This is a genomic window from Blastococcus sp. SYSU DS0973, assembly GCF_054051055.1.
The window spans coordinates 175726-193706 of the sequence record NZ_JBJHAN010000005.1 but is presented as its reverse complement, the minus strand read 5'-3'; the positions used below and the strand labels follow the sequence as shown (position 1 = coordinate 193706).

The window sequence follows — 17981 nt, the reverse complement described above, 5'->3', positions numbered from 1 at the left end:
ACGGACGGCACATGGCTGCGGCGCGCTACGAGTACAAGGTCGAGGAGATCCGTGAGGGGCTGATCGGGGGCAAGATGTCCGGCGGGAAGCTGGAGAAGGTGCTCAACGAGCACGCCCGCTCCGGGTGGCAGCTCAAGGCCATCACCTCGGTCGAGGTGAAGGGGAGGATCGGTCCGGGCGGCGTCGACGGCGTCCTGGTCACCTTCGAGCGCCCGGTGACGTGACGGTGCCGTCCACCAGCGGCGCCCAGTGGCTCGCCGAGCACCGCGACGGCGCGGACCGCGGTGCGGCGCTGGCGGTGTTCGACCACCTCGACCCGGTGACGCCCGCGGAGCTGATCGGGCGGTGGCGGGGCAGCGGCCTGCCCACCGGCTCGCCGCTGGACGGGCTGCTGGAGAGCTACGGCTGGTGGGGCAAGGAGTTCGTGGACGCCGAGACGGTGCACCCGCTGCTGTTCGCCACCCGCTCCGGCCCCCGCCCGGTGGTGCCGACACCGATCCCGGTCGGCGTGCTGCGGGACCGGCCGGGGATCGCGCACTCGCGGGCGGCGCAGGTCGCCTTCCGCGCCGTCCGCCCCCTGCTCACCACGTCGCGGCCGAGGGCGCGGCTCCGGGCGGTCGAGCACCGTGGGGTGGTCACCGCCGCGATGATCTACGACGCGCTGCCGATCATCGACGTCTTCCGGCGGGTGGACAGCCGCACGGTGCTCGGCCTGATGGATCTGCGCGGCCTGCCCGACCCGTTCCTCTTCTCGCTCAGGCGGGAGAGCTGACCCCGAGCTCGGCGAGCAGCCCGCGGATCCGGCCCTCGATGTCGTCGCGGATCGGGCGCACGGAGTCCACGCCCTTGCCGGCCGGGTCCTCCAGTTGCCAGTCGAGGTAGCGCTTGCCGGGGAAGATCGGGCAGGCGTCACCGCAACCCATGGTGATGACCACGTCGGAGGCCTCGACGGCGTCGGTGGTGAGCACCTTCGGTTGCTGGTCGGAGATGTCGATGCCGACCTCGGCCATGGCCTCGACCGCGGCGGGGTTGACCTGGTCACCGGGCAGCGACCCGGCGGAGCGCACCTGGACGCGGTCACCGGCCAGGTGCCGCAGCCAGCCGGCGGCCATCTGGGAGCGGCCGGCGTTGTGCACGCAGACGAACAGCACGCTGGGGGTCATCGGGTGCTCCGGATGGTGGTCGGGACGGTGGGATCGCCGGGGAACCAGCGGCGGGCGGCCCACAGCGAGACGTAGACGAGGCCGACCAGGACGGGCACCTCGATCAGCGGGCCGACGACACCGGCGAGCGCCTGACCGCTGGTGACGCCGAAGGTGCCGATCGCGACGGCGATGGCGAGCTCGAAGTTGTTGCCGGCCGCGGTGAACGCGAGGGTGGCGGTTTTCGCGTAGCCGAGGCCGAGCTGCATGCCGAGGACGAACGAGCCACCGAACATCAGGAAGAAGTAGGCGAGCAGCGGTAGCGCGATGCGGGCGACGTCCCAGGGCTGGGAGGTGATCGCGTCGCCCTGCAGCGCGAAGAGCATGACGATCGTGAACAGCAGCCCGTAGAGGGCGACCGGCCCGATCCGCGGCAGGAACCGCTCCTCGTACCAGGCGCGGCCACGGCGTCGCTCGCCCAGCGTGCGGGTGAGGAAGCCGGCGAGCAGCGGGATGCCGAGGAACACCAGCACCGAGACGACGATCGCCCAGAAGCTGAACTCCGCGGAGGTGGTGGTCAGCCCGAGCCAGCCGGGCAGCACCTGCAGGTAGAACCAGCCCAGGACGGCGAACGCGAGGATCTGGAACACCGAGTTGATCGCGACCAGCACCGCGCCGGCCTCGCGGTCGCCGCAGGACAGGTCGTTCCAGATGAGCACCATGGCGATGCAGCGGGCCAGGCCGACGATGATCAGGCCGGTGCGGTACTCGGGCAGGTCGGGCAGCAGCAGCCAGGCCAGCGCGAACATCAGCGCCGGGCCGATCAGCCAGTTGAGCGCCAGGCTCGCGCCCAGCAGCCTCCGGTCGCCGGTCACCCGGTCCAGCTCGGAGTACCGGACCTTGGCCAGCACCGGGTACATCATCAGCAGCAGCCCGATCGCGATCGGCAGGCTGACGTCGCCCACCTCCACGGCCGACAGGGCGTCGTCCAGCCCCGGTACCCAGCGGCCGAGGGCCAGTCCCAGCGCCATCGCGGCGATGATCCAGACCGGGAGGAACCGGTCCAGGGTCGACAGCTTCTGCAGGACCGGGGCGTCGGCGGGGACGTCGGTGCGCGCGGTCTCACGGACGGCGTCGCTCATGCGGGCACCCGCCCGGTCTCGAACAGGCTGGCGACGGCGTCGAGGGCGGCCGGCCGGACCGCGTAGTACACCCAGACCCCCCGCTTCTCCCGGTTCAGCAGCCCGGCGGAGTGGAGCACCTTGAGGTGGTGGCTGATGGTCGCCTGGGTGAGCTCGAAGGCGTCGTTGAGGTCGCAGACGCAGGCCTCGCCGCTCGCGCTGGAGGCGATGAGGCTGACCAGCCGCAGGCGGACGGGGTCGGCCAGCGCCTTGAGCAGGGGGGCCACCTGCTCGGCCTGCTCGGCGGACATGGCCGTTCCGGACAGCGGCGTGCAGCACGCCAGGCCGGGCTCGCTCATCGGTTCTCCCTCGCATCAGCGTCGACCGCCATCATAACGACGAGGATCGTATTGACAATCGTCGATGCCGATGTTCATTCTGCGTTCAGGCATCGACGCCCGTCGATACCTCGACCTTTAGGAGGATCCCATGTCCCGCGTGCAGCTCGCTCTCCGCGTCGCCGACCTCGATGCGGCGATCGCCTTCTACTCCCGGCTCTTCGACGCCGTTCCGGCCAAGCGCCGGCCGGGCTACGCCAACTTCGCCATCGCCGAGCCGCCGCTGAAGCTCGTACTGCTGGAGGGAGCGGCCGGCGAGGCGACCCGCATGGATCACCTGGGGGTCGAGGTCGGCTCGACCGACGAGGTCGGCGCGGCGACGGACCGCCTGGCCGAGGCGGGGCTGGCGACCCGCCCCGAGGAGAACACCACCTGCTGCTACGCCGTCCAGGACAAGGTCTGGGTGACCGGGCCGGGTGGCGAGCCGTGGGAGGTCTACACGGTCAAGGCCGACGCCCGCCCCGACCTGGAGGGGCAGACGGCCGCCGAGCTCTCGGCGGTCGCCGGTGACGGCACGTGCTGCACGTCCGAGGGTTCCGCCGACGCCCGCCTCGCCACCTGCTGCTGAGCGCCGACGGGGTGCGCCGATGCGCAGTTCGGGAGTGCGGAGCTGCGCATCGGCGCACATCGTCGAACCCTCTGGCATCGTGTTCGCGCGTGGATCTCGACGAGGTGGCGGACGAGCTCTACGAGGTCGCGCCCGAGGATTTCGTCGCCCTGCGCAAGCAGCGCCAGGAGGAGGCCAGGGCCGACGGCGACAAAGCGCTGGCCAAGGAGATCGGGGCGCTGCCCAAGCCCTCCACCCCGGCGTGGGTGTGCAACCTGCTGGTGCGTGCGCACCGCCCCGAGATGGAGGGCCTGGTCGACCTCGGCAACCTGCTGCGCGAGGCGCAGGACAACCTGGCCGGGGACGACCTCAAGGCGCTCGACGTGCAGCGGCGCCGGCTGCTGACCGCGCTCACCCGGCAGGCGCGGGCGGTGGCGTACGAAGGCGGTCACCCGGTCAGCACCGCGGTCGCCACCCAGGTCGAGGAGACGCTGCGGGCGGCGATGTCCGACCCCGAGGCGGGGAAGGCGCTGCTGTCCGGGCGACTGACCACTCCCATGTCCTACAACGGCATGGGGCAGCTGGGCGGCCGCCCGGAGCTCCGCCTCGTTCCGTCGCCCCAGCCGGCTACCGAGCCCGAGCGGGCGCCCGGGAAGCGCACAGCACGGAAGAAGCCCGACGAGGAGTCGACGGCCGATCGCCGGCGCCGCGAGCAGGAGGAACGGCAGCGCGCCGCCGAGGAGAGGCGGCAGCGGGAGCTGGCGGAGGCGCAGGCGGCCGCGGAGCAGGCGATCGCGGCGGCGGACGAGGCGGAGAGCGCGCTGGCGGAGCACCGGCGGCTGGTCGAGGAGCTCGCCGACCGGCGCACGGAGCTGGCGACGCGGGTGGAGGAGCTGGCCGACCAGCTGGCCGACGCCGAGCGCGCGGCCGCCGACGCCACCTCCGCGCTGAAGCGGGAGGAGCGACGCCGGTCCGCTGCGGAGCGCGACGCGGCGGAGGCAGCCGACGCCCGCGAGCACGCGCTGAGGCGGATGGCCCAGCTCACGGACGACGCCTCGGGGTGAGCCACGTCGTCCGTGCGGGCGACCGCAGTCACGAGCAGGACGGGCCGTCCTCCTCGGGTCGGGCGATCGGGTCCACCGGCGGCGTCGCCTCGGCCACCGGCGGCCGGTCGGCGTCCACCGTGCGCCCGAACTCCTGGGTCGCCCAGACCGACCCGTCCGGCGCGCAGAACACACCGACCCCCAGGCGGTTCCACCCAGGGTTGAGCACGTTCACCCGGTGGCCGTCCGACCGCATCCAGCCCACGTGGGCGACGCCCGCCGGCACCGGCCCCGAGGCGGTGAAGATGTTCTCGCCCAGCCCGCTGAAGCCGGAGAGCGCCTCCCGCGAGAGGACCTCCCGCACGTCCTGGTGCTCCAGCACCCCGCGCTCGGCCATGGCGGCGCTCCAGTCGCGGGCCACCTCGGCCAGCTCCTCGTTCCACGCGACCGGCTCCAGGTCCCGGGCGCGGCGCTCGTCGTTCACCCGGTCGAAGATCTCCCGGGCGATCCGCTCCTCCGGGTCCGCGGCGTCGCCGGCCGAGGGTGGCTCGTCCGGCTCGGGCGCCGTGCCGGTCCGCATGGGCGAGGTGTCGACGACGACGCACCCGGTCGCGCCGAGCAGGACGGCGGCCAGCGCGAGGACGAGCCGGACGAGGAGGCGGCGGGCTGGGTCCATGTGCCCCCCCGTACCCGGTTGCGGCCCCGGATGCCTTGACCTGCGCACTCGTCGCACGATCGTTAGCGTGCCGTCATGGACGGCAGCACCTCGCGGGTCGCGATCGTCACCGGGTCGGAGTCCGGCATCGGGCGGGCGGTCGCCGTCGTCCTCGCCGAGCAGGGCTGCGACCTGGGCATCACCTGGTACCGCGACGAGCGGGCCGCCGGGGAGACGGCGGAGGAGGTGCGGTCGCTGGGCCGGCGGGCCGAGGTCCGGCACCTCGACCTGACCCGGCTGCCCGCCGCCGCAGACGTCGTCGACGAGCTGGCCGACGCCCTCGGCGGGGTCGACGTCCTGGTCAACGACGCCGGCACCGGGCACAGGACCCCGCTGCTCGAGCTCGACTTCGACACCTGGCGCGAGGTGCTCGCCACCGATCTCGACGGGGCCTTCCTGTGCCTGCAGCGCGCCGCCCGGCGGATGGTCGCCGCCGGGAACGGCGGCCGGATCGTGAACATCACCAGCGTGCACGAGCACGCGCCGCGGGTGGGGGCCGCCGGCTACTGCGCGGCCAAGGGCGGTCTCGGCCTGCTCACCGAGGTGGCCGCACTGGAGCTGGCGGAGCACGGGATCACCGTCAACGCCGTCGCCCCCGGGGAGATCGCCACACCCATGACCGGGCAGGAGGACGAGGACCCGACCGCCCCCGGCCACGAGCGGCCCGGCGTCCCGCTGCGCCGTCCGGGCGACGCCCGCGAGGTCGCCGCCGTGGTCGCGTTCCTCGCATCTTCCGGGGCCGGTTACGTCACCGGGGTGTCGTGGGCCGTCGACGGCGGGATGCTCCAGATGGGGCCGATGGCCGGCTCGCACCTCGGCACCGACGACTGGCGCCGCGGCTGAGCGGCGCTCATCCGGTGCGACCGCTGCGCTTCCTCCGGTAGAGCTGCTCGTCGGCGCGGGCGAGCACGGCGGTCAGGTCGTCGCCCGGCCGGGCCGCGGCGACCCCGGCCGTCCACGTGGCGGAGTCCGCGTGGTCCAGCTGTCCCAGCAGCTCGTGGGCCGCCGCCTCGTCGGTCGCCGGGAGGCAGAGCACGAACTCGTCCCCCCCGTACCGGCCGAGCAGGTCCGCTCGGCGCAAGCGGCGGCTCCAGCTCGCCGTCAGGCTGCGCAGAAGGTCGTCGCCGGCGCGGTGGCCGTCCCGGTCGTTGACGCCCTTGAAGTCGTCGAGGTCCAGGATCGCGATGCTCAGGAACTCCCCGCTGCGGGCGGCACGGGACAGGTGCTGGGCAGCGTGCTGCTCCCACGCCCGCCGGTTCGCCACTCCGGTCAGCGGGTCGGTCCCGGCGGCCCTCCGGAGCCTCTCGGCCAGCCGGACCTGCGCCTCGGTCAGCACGGCGACCGACACCGCGACGGGCAGCCAGGCGGCCAGGAAGCCCGACGGCGCCGCGGCCCAGGCGCCGGCGCTGCCGGCCACGACGACCAGGGCGGCGTGCCACCGGGCGGCCGGAGGTGACAGGAAGTGCGCGGCGTACAGGCCCACGGCGATCATCGCCGGGCCCAGCCCGACCACGCCGACGGCCGTGGCCGACCGCCACGCCAGCAGGCCGACGAGCACCGACAGCAGGGCCACCGCGACGTGCAGCACCCACGGGCGCGCCCGGGCGCCGGCCACCGCCAGCCCCGCACCGCCGGCCAGGCCGATGGCGCCCAGCACCTGGAGCAGCCCGACGGGCGTGGCCTCGTCCATCGGCGCGGCAGCGCCCACCCAGCACAGCGCACCGCTGACGGCGTACACCACCGCCAGGAGCGCCGCGGGCGTCCGTCGTCCGCTCTGCACCGCGCCCTCCCCCCGTTGCCGGGACATCCTCGCTGGTCACTGCGCCGGCCGGGAGTCCCGGCGGGGCCGGTCCCACCACTCCGGGTGGCCCCCGGCGGGAGCGGCGCGCCCTCGGCTGCGGACGGGGAGTCGCGGCCGTACGGTGGCGGTGCGGCTGGGGAAGCAGCCGATGGCAGGCCCGGGTCGGCGGCGGCGCCGGACGTCCCGCGCCGCGACCCGACAGGAGGGCGCGTGGAGTCCACCGGTCGCCTGTCGGCCGCCGTGGGCACCACGGTCGGGGTGGAGGAGGAGTTCCACCTCGTCGATCCGGAGACCCTCGCGCTCGCCCCCAGCCCCGAGCTCGTCGCGGCAGCGGTCCGCCACGAGCTGGGCGAACGGCTGCACCCCGAGATCACCACCACCCAGCTGGAGACGGCGACGGGCGTCTGCCGCACGCTCGGCGAGGTGCGGGCCGCGCTGACGGGGACCCGTGCCGAGGCCCGGGCGGCGGCGGCCGGCGCCGGGGCGGTGCTGCTCGCCGCCTCGACCCACCCGTTCGCCTCGTGGCGCGAGCAGGTGGTCACCCCGGATCCCCGCTACGAGGCGATGGTGCGCCGGTGGGCCGGGCTGGCGGTCCGGCAGGACATCTGCGGTTGCCACGTGCACGTGGGCGTCCCCGACCTCGAGACGGCCGTGGCCGTGCTGGACCGGGTCCGGCCCTACCTGCCGGTGCTGCTGGCCATGACCGGCAGCTCACCGTTGCACGACGGCGCCGACACCGGCTACGAGAGCTACCGGACGTTGCTGTGGGGCCGGTGGCCGCACACCGGGATCCCCGAGGCGCAGGGCTCGGCGGAGCGGTTCCAGGAGGTCGTGACCGGGCTGGTCGACGCCGGCGTCATCGGCGACGCGTCGCACCTGTACTGGGACGTCCGGCCGTCGTCGCACCTGCCCACGGTGGAGTTCCGGCTGGCCGACGTGTGCACCGACCTGGACGACGCCGTCCTGCACGCCGCCCTGGTGGCCTCGCTGGTCCGGGTGCTGGCCGGCCGCGCGCAGCGGGGCGAGCCGGTGCCACCCGTGCGCACGGAGCTGCTGCGGGCCGCGCGCTGGCGGGCGGCCAGGGACGGGCTCGACGGGCAGCTGTTCGATCCCGTGGCCGGAACTCTGGTGCCGGCCCGGGACGCCGTCGACGGACTGCTGGCCGAGCTCGCCGACGACCTCGCCGACCGCGGGGAGGAGGACGAGGTTCGCGACCTGGTGCACCGGCTCGTCGCCCGGGGTACGTCGGCGGCGCGTCAGCGCGCGACCTGGCGGCGCACCGGCGACCTGCGGGAGGTCGCGGCCGCGGTCGTGCGGGAGGGGAGTACCGATGGCCGACCCGACCGTGGAGGAGATCCGTGAGCTGGCCCGGCCGCTGCGCACGTCGGCCGACCTCGACCCGCTCGTCGAGCGCGTCGGCGCCGCCCGCATCGTGGCGATCGGCGAGGCCAGCCACGGCACGCACGAGTACTACGCCTGGCGGGCGGCACTCACCCGGCGGCTGATCGAGGAGAAGGGGTTCGGCCTCGTCGCGGTCGAGGGCGACTGGCCCGACTGCTACCGCATCGACCGGAGCGTGCGGCTGCGCCCGGGCGCCGACGAGGACCCGCGCGACGCCCTCGACGCGTTCACCCGCTGGCCGACGTGGATGTGGGCCAACGACGACGTCGTCGACTTCTGCCGGTGGCTGCGCGGGCACAACGCCGCGCTGCCCGAGGAGCGCCGGGTCGGCTTCTACGGGTTCGACGTGTACAGCCTCTGGGACTCGATGCACGCGCTGCTCGACTGGATGGCCGAACACGAGCCCGGGCACGTCGACCAGGCCAGGCGCGCCCTGGCCTGCTTCGAACCGTTCGGGGAGGACGGGGCCGAGTACGCGTTCGCCAGCCGGTTCGCCCCCGCGTCGTGCGAGCAGGCGGCCGTGGACCTGCTCCGCTCGCTCTGCGAGCAGCGGGGCCGCGCGGAGGCCGCGATCGACGCCGACGCGCGCTTCTCCGCCGAGCAGAACGCCGCCGTCGTGGTCGACGCAGAGCGCTACTACCGGGCGATGATCCGCGGCTCGGCGGAGTCGTGGAACGTCCGCGACGAGCACATGGTGGACACCCTGGACCGGCTGCTGGACCACGCGGGGCCGAAGGCCGTCGTCTGGGCGCACAACACGCACATCGGCGACGCCCGGGCCACCGACATGGCCGGCGCCGGGATGACCAACGTCGGTCAGCTGCTGCGCGAGCGGCACGGCACCGAGGACGTCGTCCTCGTCGGCTTCGGGGGCTACCGGGGCGGGGTGATCGCCGGCCGGGAGTGGGGTGCGCAGATGGAGCGGATGGCCGTGCCGGAGGCCAGGGCGGGCAGCGTCGAGGCGCGCATCCACGAGGCCGTGGGCGCCGACGCGCTGTTCGTCTTCCCACGGGAGGACCGGCCGGAGTGGCTGCGCCGGCGGCTGGACCACCGCGCGATCGGCGTGGTCTACCGGACGTTGCGGGAGACGTGGGGCAACTACGTGCCGACGGTCCTGGGGGAGCGGTACGACGCGTTCCTCCACCTGGAGGACACCACGCCCCTGCAGCCGCTGCACCTGGAGCGCGCCGACGAGCACGTGCCCGTTGCGGCGTTCGGCGCATGAGCGCCGGTCAGGCCGCCGACGGGCGGCTCACCAGTCGGCCGTCGCCGGCGCCCCCGGGTCCGCCCTGGCCGGCCGGGACGCACGCGCTGGACCTCGGTGGGAGCGCGGAGGTGCTGCTCGCCGTACCCCCGGGTGAGCCCGGGCCGCGCCCGCTCCTCGTGTTCTTCCACGGCGCCGGCGGGAACCCGCAGCAGAGCCTCGCGGCGGTGGGCCGGGCCACGGCGGAGAGGGGAGTGGCGGTGCTGGCACCCCGCTCGGGGGCGGCGACGTGGGACCTGATCACCGGTCGCCCGGGCCGCGACGTCGCCGTGCTCGACGCCGCCCTGGCGCAGGTAGCCGAACACCTCGGCGTCTCCCGCTGCGCGGTGGGCGGCTTCTCCGACGGCGCCTCCTACGCGCTGTCCCTCGGGCCGGCCAACGGCGACCTGTTCGACGCGCTCCTCGGCTTCTCGCCGGGGTTCGCCGCCCCGCCGGCCCGGACGGGGCACCCGCGGATCTGGCTCACCCACGGCACCGGCGACCGGGTGCTGCCGGTGGCACGCTGCGGCCGGCGGCTGGCTGCCGCGTTCGGAACGGCGGGCTACGAGGTCGCCTACGACGAGTTCGACGGTGGGCACGTCGTCCGACCCGAGGGCGTGGTCACGGCCCTGGAATGGTGGCTGGGCCCGGAGTGACCCCGCCCGCTCAGATGGAGCGGGTCTCGCCGGCACGGTCGGCGAAGGCGTCGACGGTCCGGCCCTCGAGGGCGGCGGTCACCTGGTCGCGGTGCGAACGGACGGTGGCGGTGTCCGTGGGGCCCCATTCCGAGGACAGCTCCCCGGCGACCAGGTCGGCGGCGCGCGCGACCTCGGCCCGCTGCTGGTCGTCCCGGCAGGAGACCGCCACATCCCGGAGCATCCGGAGCAGGGCGGTGACCAGCGTGGGCTCGCTTCCGCCGAACCGGGCCACCTGGTGGCAGGCGAGGTCCAGGTAGTAGCGCATGTCCCGGTCGGGCACGATCGCCCGGCCGACGCCGTCCTCGTCCTCGTGCAGCGTGGGCCCGAGGTGCCGGCCGTTCAGCCGGACGAGCAGGTCGCCCATGTGGCCGATCGCCGTCGCGGCGGTGACCGGGTCGTTGATGCTCGGGGACATCGCCTTCACCGCGATGTCCTCGAGCTGGCGGAAGCCGAAGCCGGCGTCCTGGTCGATGGTGCGCTCGTTGTTCAACACCACCGCCGCGCGGACGGCCTCGTCGAGGTCCTCGTTCCCACCCCAGACGGTCGCGATGGGGGTGCCGACGGTCACCATGTCGCCGGGGCGGACCTCGACCCGGACGACGGCGTCCTGGCTGCGCGCCGCATCGACCAGCGCGCCGGGGTCGGTCACCTCGACGAAACCGCTGCGGGGCGCGTTCACCAGCCGACCGGCGCGCGTCTCGAGGTCCAGCTCGTCGGGGGACCGCTGCCCGTGACCGGTGTAGGGACCGTAGAAGGTCTCGATCGCCCGCCGGGCGTCGTCGTGGACCCGGGTCATCATGGTGTCGACCCGCAGCATGCGGACCATGTGGCTGATGAAGGCGAGCAGAGCGCCGACGGAGGCGAGGCCGAGCAGCGCCGCGACCAGGCACACCAGCGTGGGCACCGGCTCGTCCTGGTTGATGCCCCGCAGACCGGCGACCGCGAGGACGAAGGTCGCGGTCAGTACGGACAGGACGGACTTGGTGACCCCGTCCCGGGTGAAGTCGCGCAGCAGCCGGGGCGAGAACTGCTGGGAGGCCAGTTGCAGCGCCACGATCGTGATGCTGAAGGTCAGGGTCGTGATGGTGACCGCAGCCGTGGCCACCAGCTGCAGGAGCGTCGCGGCGGCGCTGGTGTCGGCCGGCCACAGGGCCGCGAGGAACCCGCCGCGGGGTTCCACCATGCCGAGGACCCACCCCGCCGCGGCTGCGGCCACGGCGGCTGTTGCCGGCCACAACCACAGGGGCGTCTGCGACCGCGCTGCACTGTCCTGTCCCCGTAGTCCCGCCACGGCGGGCAGCTACCCGGCCAGGGCCGGGCATGCACCGGCCGGGGGGAAGTTCCCCCGGCTGGTGGACGTCGCTCAGGCCGATTCGCGCTGGGTCACGTCCTCGTTCTCCGGGTCGGTGTTCTTCGGCCCGCCGGTCTTGGAGACCTCCCAGCCGGGGCCGAGCTGCTCCAGCGCCAGGCGGCCGTAGACCTGCTGCTGGGTGGCCACCCGCTCGGACCGGCCCCGGCCGAGAAAGCTGACCATCCAGTGCAGCACCGTGGTGATGCGGTTCTTGAACCCGACGATGTACATCAGGTGGACGACCAGCCAGAGCACCCAGGCGATGAACCCGCTGAACTTGAACGTCCCGATGTCGGCCACCGCGGAGAATCGCGAGATGGTCGCCATCGAGCCCTTGTCGAAGTACCGGAAGGGCTGCTGCGGCGCCTTGCCGGCGATCCGCCGCTCGATCGCCTCGGCGGCGTAGCGCCCGCCCTGGATGGCCACCTGCGCGACGCCGGGGAGCTTGTCCAGCGCCATCATGTCGCCGACCACGTGGATCTCGGGGTGCCCAGGGAGGGTGAGGTCGGGCTTCACCGAGATGCGGCCCGCGCGATCGACCTCCGCCCCGGTCTGCTCGCCGAGCATCCGGCCCAGCTCGCTGGCCTGCACGCCGGCGGCCCAGATCTTGGTGGCCGCCTGGATCCGGCGGACCTGGCCGTCGGCGTCCTTGACCTCGAGGCCGTCGGCGTCCACGCCGGTGACCATGGCGCCCAGCTGCACGTCGACGCCGATGGCGTTGAGCTGGCGCCGGGCGCGGTCGCCGAGCTTCTTGCCGAAGGACGGCAGGACGGCGGGGGCGGCGTCCAGCAGGATCACGCGCGCGCCGGTCGGGTTGATGTTGCGGAAGTCGCGGGGCAGGGTGCGGCGGGCCAGCTCGGCGATCTGGCCGGCCATCTCCACGCCGGTGGGGCCCGCCCCGACGACGACGAAGGTGAGCAGCCGGTCGACCTCGGCCGGGTCCGTGGCGATCTCGGCCAGCTCGAAGGCGCCGAAGATCCGCCCGCGCAGCTCGAGGGCGTCGTCGATGCTCTTCATGCCGGGCGCGAACTCGGCGAACTGGTCGTTGCCGAAGTACGACTGCCCCGCGCCCGCGGCGACGATGAGCTCGTCGTAGGGGTACACCGTCTTCCGGCCGAGGATCTCGGAGGAGACCGTGCGGGCGGCGACGTCGATCTCGGTGACCTCGCCGAGCACCACGCGGGTGTTCTTCTGCCGGCGCAGCACCTCGCGGGTGGCCGGCGCGATCTCGCCCTCGGACAGGATTCCGGTGGCCACCTGGTAGAGCAGCGGCTGGAACAGGTGCTGGGCGGTCTTGCCGATGAGCGTGATGTCCACCGGCGCCTTGCCCAGCGCCCGCGCGGCGAACAGGCCGCCGAAGCCGGAGCCGACGATGACGACGCGCGGCCGGCCGCCGGGGGAGTCGGTCGGGGCGGGCGCCTGCGCTGGTGATGTCGTCATGATGATTCATCCTCCCACTTGGGTCGGTGCCGAACGTGCACGCCCCCGAGAGATGCGGATCACGCCCGGCGCACCGGCTGCGCGCCGGCTCGCGGACCCGGTGCGCGGCCGGTAGACCCGACGGGGTGCGGTCTCCGGTCTCCGTCGTGCACGTGCCCGGTCTGGGGCTGGATGAACGTTCTTCGCGCAGGTTGCGGCAGGAACTTCCGGGGGCCGTCGTCGTCCTGCCGGGGATGGGGGAGGCCGCGCCGGTCCCCTCCGTCGACGACCTGGCCGCCCGCCTGGTCGAGGCGCTGCCCGCCGGCCCGGTCGTCCTGGTCGGGCACTCGCAGGGCTGCCAGGTGGTCGCGGCCGCCGCCACCGATCCCCGGGTGGTCGGGGTCGTGCTGTGCGGCCCGACGACCGATCCGCGGATGCGCCGGTTCCGGGTGCTCGCCTGGCGATGGGTGCGCACCGCCCTGGCCGAGCCGTGGTGGCAGGTGCCGCTGATCCTGCGCCAGTGGCTGCACACCGGCCCCCGCGCGATGGCCGCGCTGTGGCGGAGGGCCTCACCCGACCGGATCGGTGCGCGGCTGTCCCGGGTGCGGGCGCCGGTCGTCGTCGTGCGGGGCGCCCGGGACGCGCTCTGCCCGGCCGACTGGGCGGCACAGGTGGTCGCCGACGCGCCGCGCGGTCGGCTCGTCGTGCTGCCGGGCGCGGCGCACATGACCGTGCAGACGCACCCCTTCGAGGTCGCCGCCCTGCTCCGCTCGTTCTGAGGTCGGAGCGGCCCCAGCAGAGGGCCCTCTTACTGGCCGTCGGTGCGGCCGCGCACCTCCGCGTAGCGCTCGCGGACGTGCGTGGCCGCCGGTGCGTCGAACTCGGCCAGCCCGGGCTGCGGCCACTCCGGCGCCGCGGCGGCGCCGGAGAGCACCCAGGCGGCCTGACGGGCCGCGCCGTCGGCGACGTACTCGCCGGGCGGCGGCACGAGGACGGGCCGGCCGAAGATCCCCGGCGCCAGCTGCTGGACGGCGGCCGAGCGGGCGGCGCCCCCGACCAGCAGCACCCGCTCGACCGTCACGCCCTGGGCGACGACGGCCTCGATGCCGTCGGCCAGCCCGCAGAGCAGGCCTTCCACCGCGGCCCGGGCCCAGTGCGCCGGCGTCGAGGTGCGCAGGGTGAGCCCGTGCACCGATCCGGTGGCGTCGGGCAGGTTCGGCGTCCGCTCGCCCTCGAGGTAGGGGACGAGCACCAGGCCGTCGGCGCCCGAGGGGGCCGACAGGGCGAGCTCCGAGAGGGTGGCGTGGTCGACGCCGAGCAGCGCCGCCGCGGCGTCCAGCACCCGGGCGGCGTTCATCGTCGCGACCAGCGGCAGGTGGTTGCCGGTTGCGTCGGCGAAGCCGGCGACCGTGCCGGTCACGTCGGCGACCGCGGTCGGGGTCACCGCCGAGACCACCCCCGAGGTGCCGATGGAGACGACGACGTCGCCGGGGCGGGCGGCCAGGCCGAGGGCGGCGGCCGCGTTGTCGCCGGTGCCCGGGCCGAGGACCGCGCCGGAGCCGGCCAGCGCGCCCACCCGCTCGGCCGGGCCGGCCACGCGCGGGACGGCGGGGCGGCGGCCGCGCATGGCGTGCTCGAGCAGGTCCATGCGGTACTGGCCGGTGCGCGCCGACCAGTAGGCGGTCCCGCTGGCGTCCCCGCGGTCGGTGACCAGGGCGCCGAGGTCGCGGTCGGCCGACAGCCGCCAGGTGAGCCAGTCGTGCGGGAGGCAGACGGCGGCGGTGCGGTCGGCGTTGCCCGGTTCGGCGTCGGCCAGCCAGCGCAGCTTGGTGGCGGTGAACGAGGCGACCGGCACCAGCCCCACGGCGTCGGCCCATGCCCGGCGGCCGGCGGCCTCGCCGCCGCCGCCGAGCTCGCGCACGAGGTCCGCGGCCGCGGGGGCCGACCGCACGTCGTTCCACAGCAGCGCGTCGCGGACCACCTCGCCCCGTTCGTCCAGGCAGACCATCCCGTGCTGCTGGCCGCCGACCGCCAGTGCTGCCACGTCGTCGAACCCGCCCGCCTCGGCGGCGGCGGCGCGCAACGCGTCCTCCCACGCCTGCGGGGCGACCTCGGTGCCCGGTGGGTGCGGCGCCCGGCCGGACCGGACGAGCTCTCCGGTGGCGGCGTCCCGGATGACGACCTTGCAGGCCTGCGTCGAGGTGTCGACGCCCGCGACGAGGGTCATCGGACCGGCCCCCGGCCCGCCGTGGCGGGAGCAGGGACGGAACGGGCCGCGGCGGGCCGGAGCGAGGACACGGAGGTCATGGGAAAGGCACCTTAGGCGGCTCCGTCCGGGCGTGCCCGGCGGAGGGTGCCGAGGGCGTCCCGGTCGCCCGTCCGTGACGCGCGCCACGACCCGTCTTGACCGCCTGACTCCGTACCCCTAATTTGTTTGTTGATCCGACGAATACCGGGAGGGTGCTCCCCGAGGAGGTGCGCATGGGCGAGGTGCCGTCGTTGTACGACGGGTTCTCCGAGCGGCGCGCCCCGGCCGACCAGGCCACTGTGCGGCGCACCAACCTCGGCCTGGTCCTGCGCCACCTGAGCGACCACGGGCCCCGCTCCCGCGCGCGGATCGCCCAGGAGACCGGCCTGAACAAGGCGACGGTCTCCAGCCTCGTGGCCGAGCTCGCCGAGCGGCGGCTGGTCACCACCGGCGAGGTCGACCGGGCGGGCTCGGTGGGCCGGCCCGGGCTCACCGTGCACCTGGACGGCAGCTGCGTCTGCGGCATCGGCGTGGAGCTGAACGTCGACTACGTGGCCGTGCTCGTGCCGAACCTGCGCGGCGAGGTCCTGGTGGAGCAGCGGCTCGCCCTGGACATCCCCGCGCTGGGTGTCCAGGCCACCCTCGACGCGGTGGCCGGCGTGGTGACCGACGCCGTCGCCGCGGCCGCCGCCGCGGGTGCCCGGCCGGCCGGGTTGACCGTGGCGGTCGCCGGGCTGGTCCGCAGCTCCGACGGCGTCGTGACGCTGGCGCCCAACATCGGCTGGCACGACGTGGCCGTCCTGGATGGTCTGCGGGCCCGGCTGGACGTCGACTTCCCGATCAGGGTGGAGAACGACGCCAACCTCTGCGCTATCGCCGAGTGGGCCCTGGGCTCGGAGGCGCGCAGCCCTGATCTGGTGTACCTGACCGGTGAGGTCGGCGTCGGCGGCGGCGTGATCGTCGCCGGCCGGCTGCTGCGCGGCGCCGGCGGGCTCTCCGGCGAGGTGGGCCACACCTCGCTCGGCGACCCCGACGTCGTCTGCGGCTGCGGGCGGCGGGGCTGCTGGGAAACCGTGGTCGGGATGGCCGCGCTGCTGCGTGCCGCCGCCGACCCGGGCGACCCGGTCGGCGACCCGGCGCGCGACCTGGAGACCCGCCTGGCGGAGGTGGCCGCCCGCGCGGAGGCCGGCGACGCCCGGACGCTCGCCGCGCTCGAGCAGGTCGGCCGGTCGCTCGGGACGGGCGCGGCTGTGCTCATCAACCTCTTCAACCCGCGGGTGGTCATCCTCGGCGGTTACTTCGCCGTCCTCGGGCGGTTCCTGATGGAGCCGCTCCTGGCCGAGCTCGAGGCCCGGGTCCTGGCGCCCGGCACCGCCGGGGCCCGGGTCGTGCTCTCCACCCTCGGTTTCACCGCCGCGGTCCGCGGGGGCGCCCACGTGGCCCTCGAGTCGGTCCTCGACGACCCCACGCTCGTCCCCGTGCCCGAGCTCGCACCGTCGGGTGCGGGCGCCGGGTGACCGGGTGAACGCCGTCGCGACCGGCGGCCAGCAGACCCCGTCGTCCGCCGACGGGCCCGCCCACCGGCGGGTTCCCGGCGCCGTCGAGAACAGCGCACGCGATCGATCCACCTGGATGGAGAACCCCGCATGACCGACCGATTCACCCCCACCAAGGACGACAAGTTCAGCTTCGGTCTCTGGACCGTGGGCTGGCAGGGCGTCGACGTCTTCGGCGGCGCCGTGCGCCCGCCGCTGGACCCGGTCGAGGCCGTCCACCGGCTCGCCGAGCTGGGCGCGGCCGCCGTGACGTTCCACGACGACGACCTGGTCCCCGACGACGCCACCCGCGACGCCACCCTCGAGCGGTTCAAGAAGGCGCTGGCCGAGACCGGCGTGGGCGTCGAGATGGCGACCACCAACCTCTTCGGCGCCCCGGTCTTCAAGGACGGCGGCTTCACCGCCAACGACCGCGCCGTCCGCCGGTACGCGATCGCCAAGGTGCTGCGCAACATCGACCTCGCCGCCGAGCTCGGCGCGAAGACCTACGTGCTGTGGGGCGGCCGCGAGGGCGCGGAGTCCGGGGGCACCAAGGACGTCGCCGCCGCGCTCGACCGCTACAAGGAGGGGCTCGACGTCCTCTGCGCCTACGTGCGCGAGAAGGGCTACGACATCCGGTTCGCGCTGGAGCCCAAGCCCAACGAGCCGCGCGGCGACATCCTGCTGCCGACCATCGGGCACGCGATCGCCTTCATCAACGAGCTGGAGGAACCCGACCGCGTCGGCCTCAACCCCGAGGTGGGGCACGAGGAGATGGCCGGGCTGAACTTCGCCCACGGCATCGGCCAGGCGCTGTGGCACGACAAGCTGTTCCACGTCGACCTCAACGGCCAGCACGGCCCGCGCTTCGACCAGGACCTGCGCTTCGGTGCGGGTAACCTGCGCGGCGCCTTCTGGACCGTCGACACCCTGCTGGGTGCCGGCTCCGGCAAGGCGTACGACGGCTACCTGCACTTCGACTACAAGCCGCCGCGGACCGAGGACATGAACGGCGTCTGGGAGACCGCCCGCGCCTGCATGCGGAACTACCTGATCCTGCGGGAGAAGGTGCAGGCGTTCCGGGCCGACCCGGAGGTCGCCGAGGCGCTGGATGCCGCGCGCGTGGGCGAGCTCGCCGTCCCGACCCTGGGCGAGGGCGAGAGCCTCGACGCGCTGCGGAACGAGGCGCACGACCCGGTCGCGCTCGGCGAGCGCGGTCTGCAGTTCGAGCGGCTCGACCAGCTGGCCATGGAGCACCTGCTCGGCGTCCGCTGACAGTGACCGGAGCGGGCGGGCGGGGCGTGCCCCTGCCCGCCCGC

19 protein-coding genes are annotated in these 17981 nt (G+C 74.6%); 11 read left to right on the top strand and 8 right to left on the bottom strand.

Annotated features, from left to right (window positions below; genetic code table 11):
* Nucleotides 1-11 precede the first annotated feature (11 nt).
* Together ACI791_RS11095 and ACI791_RS11090 are read left to right on the top strand one after the other, a co-directional pair.
* Nucleotides 12-224, top strand: a complete 213-nt coding sequence (locus ACI791_RS11095) for a DUF4177 domain-containing protein (protein WP_456586109.1) — start codon at nt 12-14, stop codon at nt 222-224.
* Nucleotides 221-772 carry a DUF4334 domain-containing protein gene (locus tag ACI791_RS11090; RefSeq protein WP_456586108.1) on the top strand — a complete coding sequence of 184 codons (552 nt, stop codon included), beginning with the start codon at nt 221-223 and terminating at the stop codon, nt 770-772. The genes ACI791_RS11095 and ACI791_RS11090 overlap by 4 nt, the downstream gene beginning before the upstream one ends.
* Here the strand turns inward: ACI791_RS11090 and ACI791_RS11085 are convergent.
* Genes ACI791_RS11085 through ACI791_RS11075 form a run of 3 tightly spaced genes read right to left on the bottom strand, consistent with a single transcriptional unit; the run spans nt 756 to nt 2622 of the window.
* On the bottom strand, nt 756-1163 hold the full coding sequence (locus ACI791_RS11085) for an arsenate reductase ArsC (protein ID WP_456586107.1): 408 nt from the start codon (nt 1161-1163) through the stop codon (nt 756-758). The genes ACI791_RS11090 and ACI791_RS11085 overlap by 17 nt on opposite strands.
* Nucleotides 1160-2284, bottom strand: coding sequence for an ACR3 family arsenite efflux transporter (gene arsB, locus ACI791_RS11080; protein ID WP_456586106.1), 1125 nt, complete (start codon nt 2282-2284; stop codon nt 1160-1162). The genes ACI791_RS11085 and arsB overlap by 4 nt, the downstream gene beginning before the upstream one ends.
* Nucleotides 2281-2622: a metalloregulator ArsR/SmtB family transcription factor gene (locus tag ACI791_RS11075; protein ID WP_456586105.1), complete on the bottom strand. Its 342-nt coding sequence runs from the start codon at nt 2620-2622 to the stop codon at nt 2281-2283. The genes arsB and ACI791_RS11075 overlap by 4 nt, the downstream gene beginning before the upstream one ends.
* A gap of 130 nt (nt 2623-2752) precedes the next feature.
* On the opposite strand from ACI791_RS11075, the gene ACI791_RS11070 reads away from it, so the two are divergent.
* Both ACI791_RS11070 and ACI791_RS11065 read left to right on the top strand, forming a co-directional pair.
* Nucleotides 2753-3229, top strand: coding sequence for an ArsI/CadI family heavy metal resistance metalloenzyme (locus ACI791_RS11070; RefSeq protein ID WP_456586104.1), 477 nt, complete (start codon nt 2753-2755; stop codon nt 3227-3229).
* 89 nt (nt 3230-3318) lie between these two features.
* Complete coding sequence (locus tag ACI791_RS11065) at nt 3319-4272, top strand: hypothetical protein (protein WP_456586103.1); 954 nt, start codon at nt 3319-3321, stop codon at nt 4270-4272.
* 28 nt (nt 4273-4300) lie between these two features.
* Here the strand turns inward: ACI791_RS11065 and ACI791_RS11060 are convergent, their stop codons facing one another.
* A complete protein-coding gene (locus tag ACI791_RS11060) occupies nt 4301-4927 on the bottom strand; it encodes a CAP domain-containing protein (RefSeq protein ID WP_456586102.1) in 627 nt (208 codons plus the stop codon).
* A gap of 75 nt (nt 4928-5002) precedes the next feature.
* Here ACI791_RS11060 and ACI791_RS11055 point away from each other — a divergent pair, with 75 nt between their 5' ends.
* Nucleotides 5003-5809, top strand: coding sequence for an SDR family oxidoreductase (locus tag ACI791_RS11055; protein ID WP_456586101.1), 807 nt, complete (start codon nt 5003-5005; stop codon nt 5807-5809).
* Nucleotides 5810-5816: 7 nt separating this feature from the next.
* Here the strand turns inward: ACI791_RS11055 and ACI791_RS11050 are convergent, their stop codons facing one another.
* The gene (locus ACI791_RS11050; protein ID WP_456586100.1) at nt 5817-6746 is read right to left on the bottom strand and encodes a GGDEF domain-containing protein; all 930 of its coding nucleotides are present in this window, start codon (nt 6744-6746) and stop codon (nt 5817-5819) included.
* Between the two features lie 231 nt (nt 6747-6977).
* Here ACI791_RS11050 and ACI791_RS11045 point away from each other — a divergent pair, with 231 nt between their 5' ends.
* Genes ACI791_RS11045 through ACI791_RS11035 form a run of 3 tightly spaced genes read left to right on the top strand, consistent with a single transcriptional unit; the run spans nt 6978 to nt 10067 of the window.
* Complete coding sequence (locus ACI791_RS11045) at nt 6978-8129, top strand: carboxylate-amine ligase (protein WP_456586099.1); 1152 nt, start codon at nt 6978-6980, stop codon at nt 8127-8129.
* Nucleotides 8098-9393 (top strand): erythromycin esterase family protein, encoded by a 1296-nt coding sequence (locus ACI791_RS11040; RefSeq protein WP_456586098.1) that lies wholly within the window; start codon nt 8098-8100, stop codon nt 9391-9393. The genes ACI791_RS11045 and ACI791_RS11040 overlap by 32 nt, the downstream gene beginning before the upstream one ends.
* Complete coding sequence (locus tag ACI791_RS11035; RefSeq protein ID WP_456586097.1) at nt 9390-10067, top strand: alpha/beta hydrolase; 678 nt, start codon at nt 9390-9392, stop codon at nt 10065-10067. The genes ACI791_RS11040 and ACI791_RS11035 overlap by 4 nt, the downstream gene beginning before the upstream one ends.
* Before the next feature lie 10 nt (nt 10068-10077).
* Here the strand turns inward: ACI791_RS11035 and ACI791_RS11030 are convergent, their stop codons facing one another.
* A complete protein-coding gene (locus ACI791_RS11030; protein WP_456586096.1) occupies nt 10078-11400 on the bottom strand; it encodes a DUF2254 domain-containing protein in 1323 nt (440 codons plus the stop codon).
* A 72-nt stretch (nt 11401-11472) separates the two neighbouring features.
* On the bottom strand, nt 11473-12900 hold the full coding sequence (locus ACI791_RS11025; protein ID WP_456586095.1) for an NAD(P)/FAD-dependent oxidoreductase: 1428 nt from the start codon (nt 12898-12900) through the stop codon (nt 11473-11475).
* Between the two features lie 125 nt (nt 12901-13025).
* On the opposite strand from ACI791_RS11025, the gene ACI791_RS11020 reads away from it, so the two are divergent.
* A complete protein-coding gene (locus ACI791_RS11020; RefSeq protein ID WP_456586094.1) occupies nt 13026-13658 on the top strand; it encodes an alpha/beta fold hydrolase in 633 nt (210 codons plus the stop codon).
* 29 nt (nt 13659-13687) lie between these two features.
* Here the strand turns inward: ACI791_RS11020 and ACI791_RS11015 are convergent, their stop codons facing one another.
* Nucleotides 13688-15106 (bottom strand): xylulokinase, encoded by a 1419-nt coding sequence (locus ACI791_RS11015; RefSeq protein WP_456586093.1) that lies wholly within the window; start codon nt 15104-15106, stop codon nt 13688-13690.
* 254 nt (nt 15107-15360) lie between these two features.
* Between ACI791_RS11015 and ACI791_RS11010 the strand changes: the two genes are divergently transcribed.
* Complete coding sequence (locus ACI791_RS11010) at nt 15361-16644, top strand: ROK family transcriptional regulator (protein WP_456586092.1); 1284 nt, start codon at nt 15361-15363, stop codon at nt 16642-16644.
* A gap of 129 nt (nt 16645-16773) precedes the next feature.
* Nucleotides 16774-17937, top strand: coding sequence for a xylose isomerase (gene xylA / locus ACI791_RS11005; RefSeq protein ID WP_456586091.1), 1164 nt, complete (start codon nt 16774-16776; stop codon nt 17935-17937).
* The last annotated feature ends 44 nt before the right edge of the window (nt 17938-17981 follow it).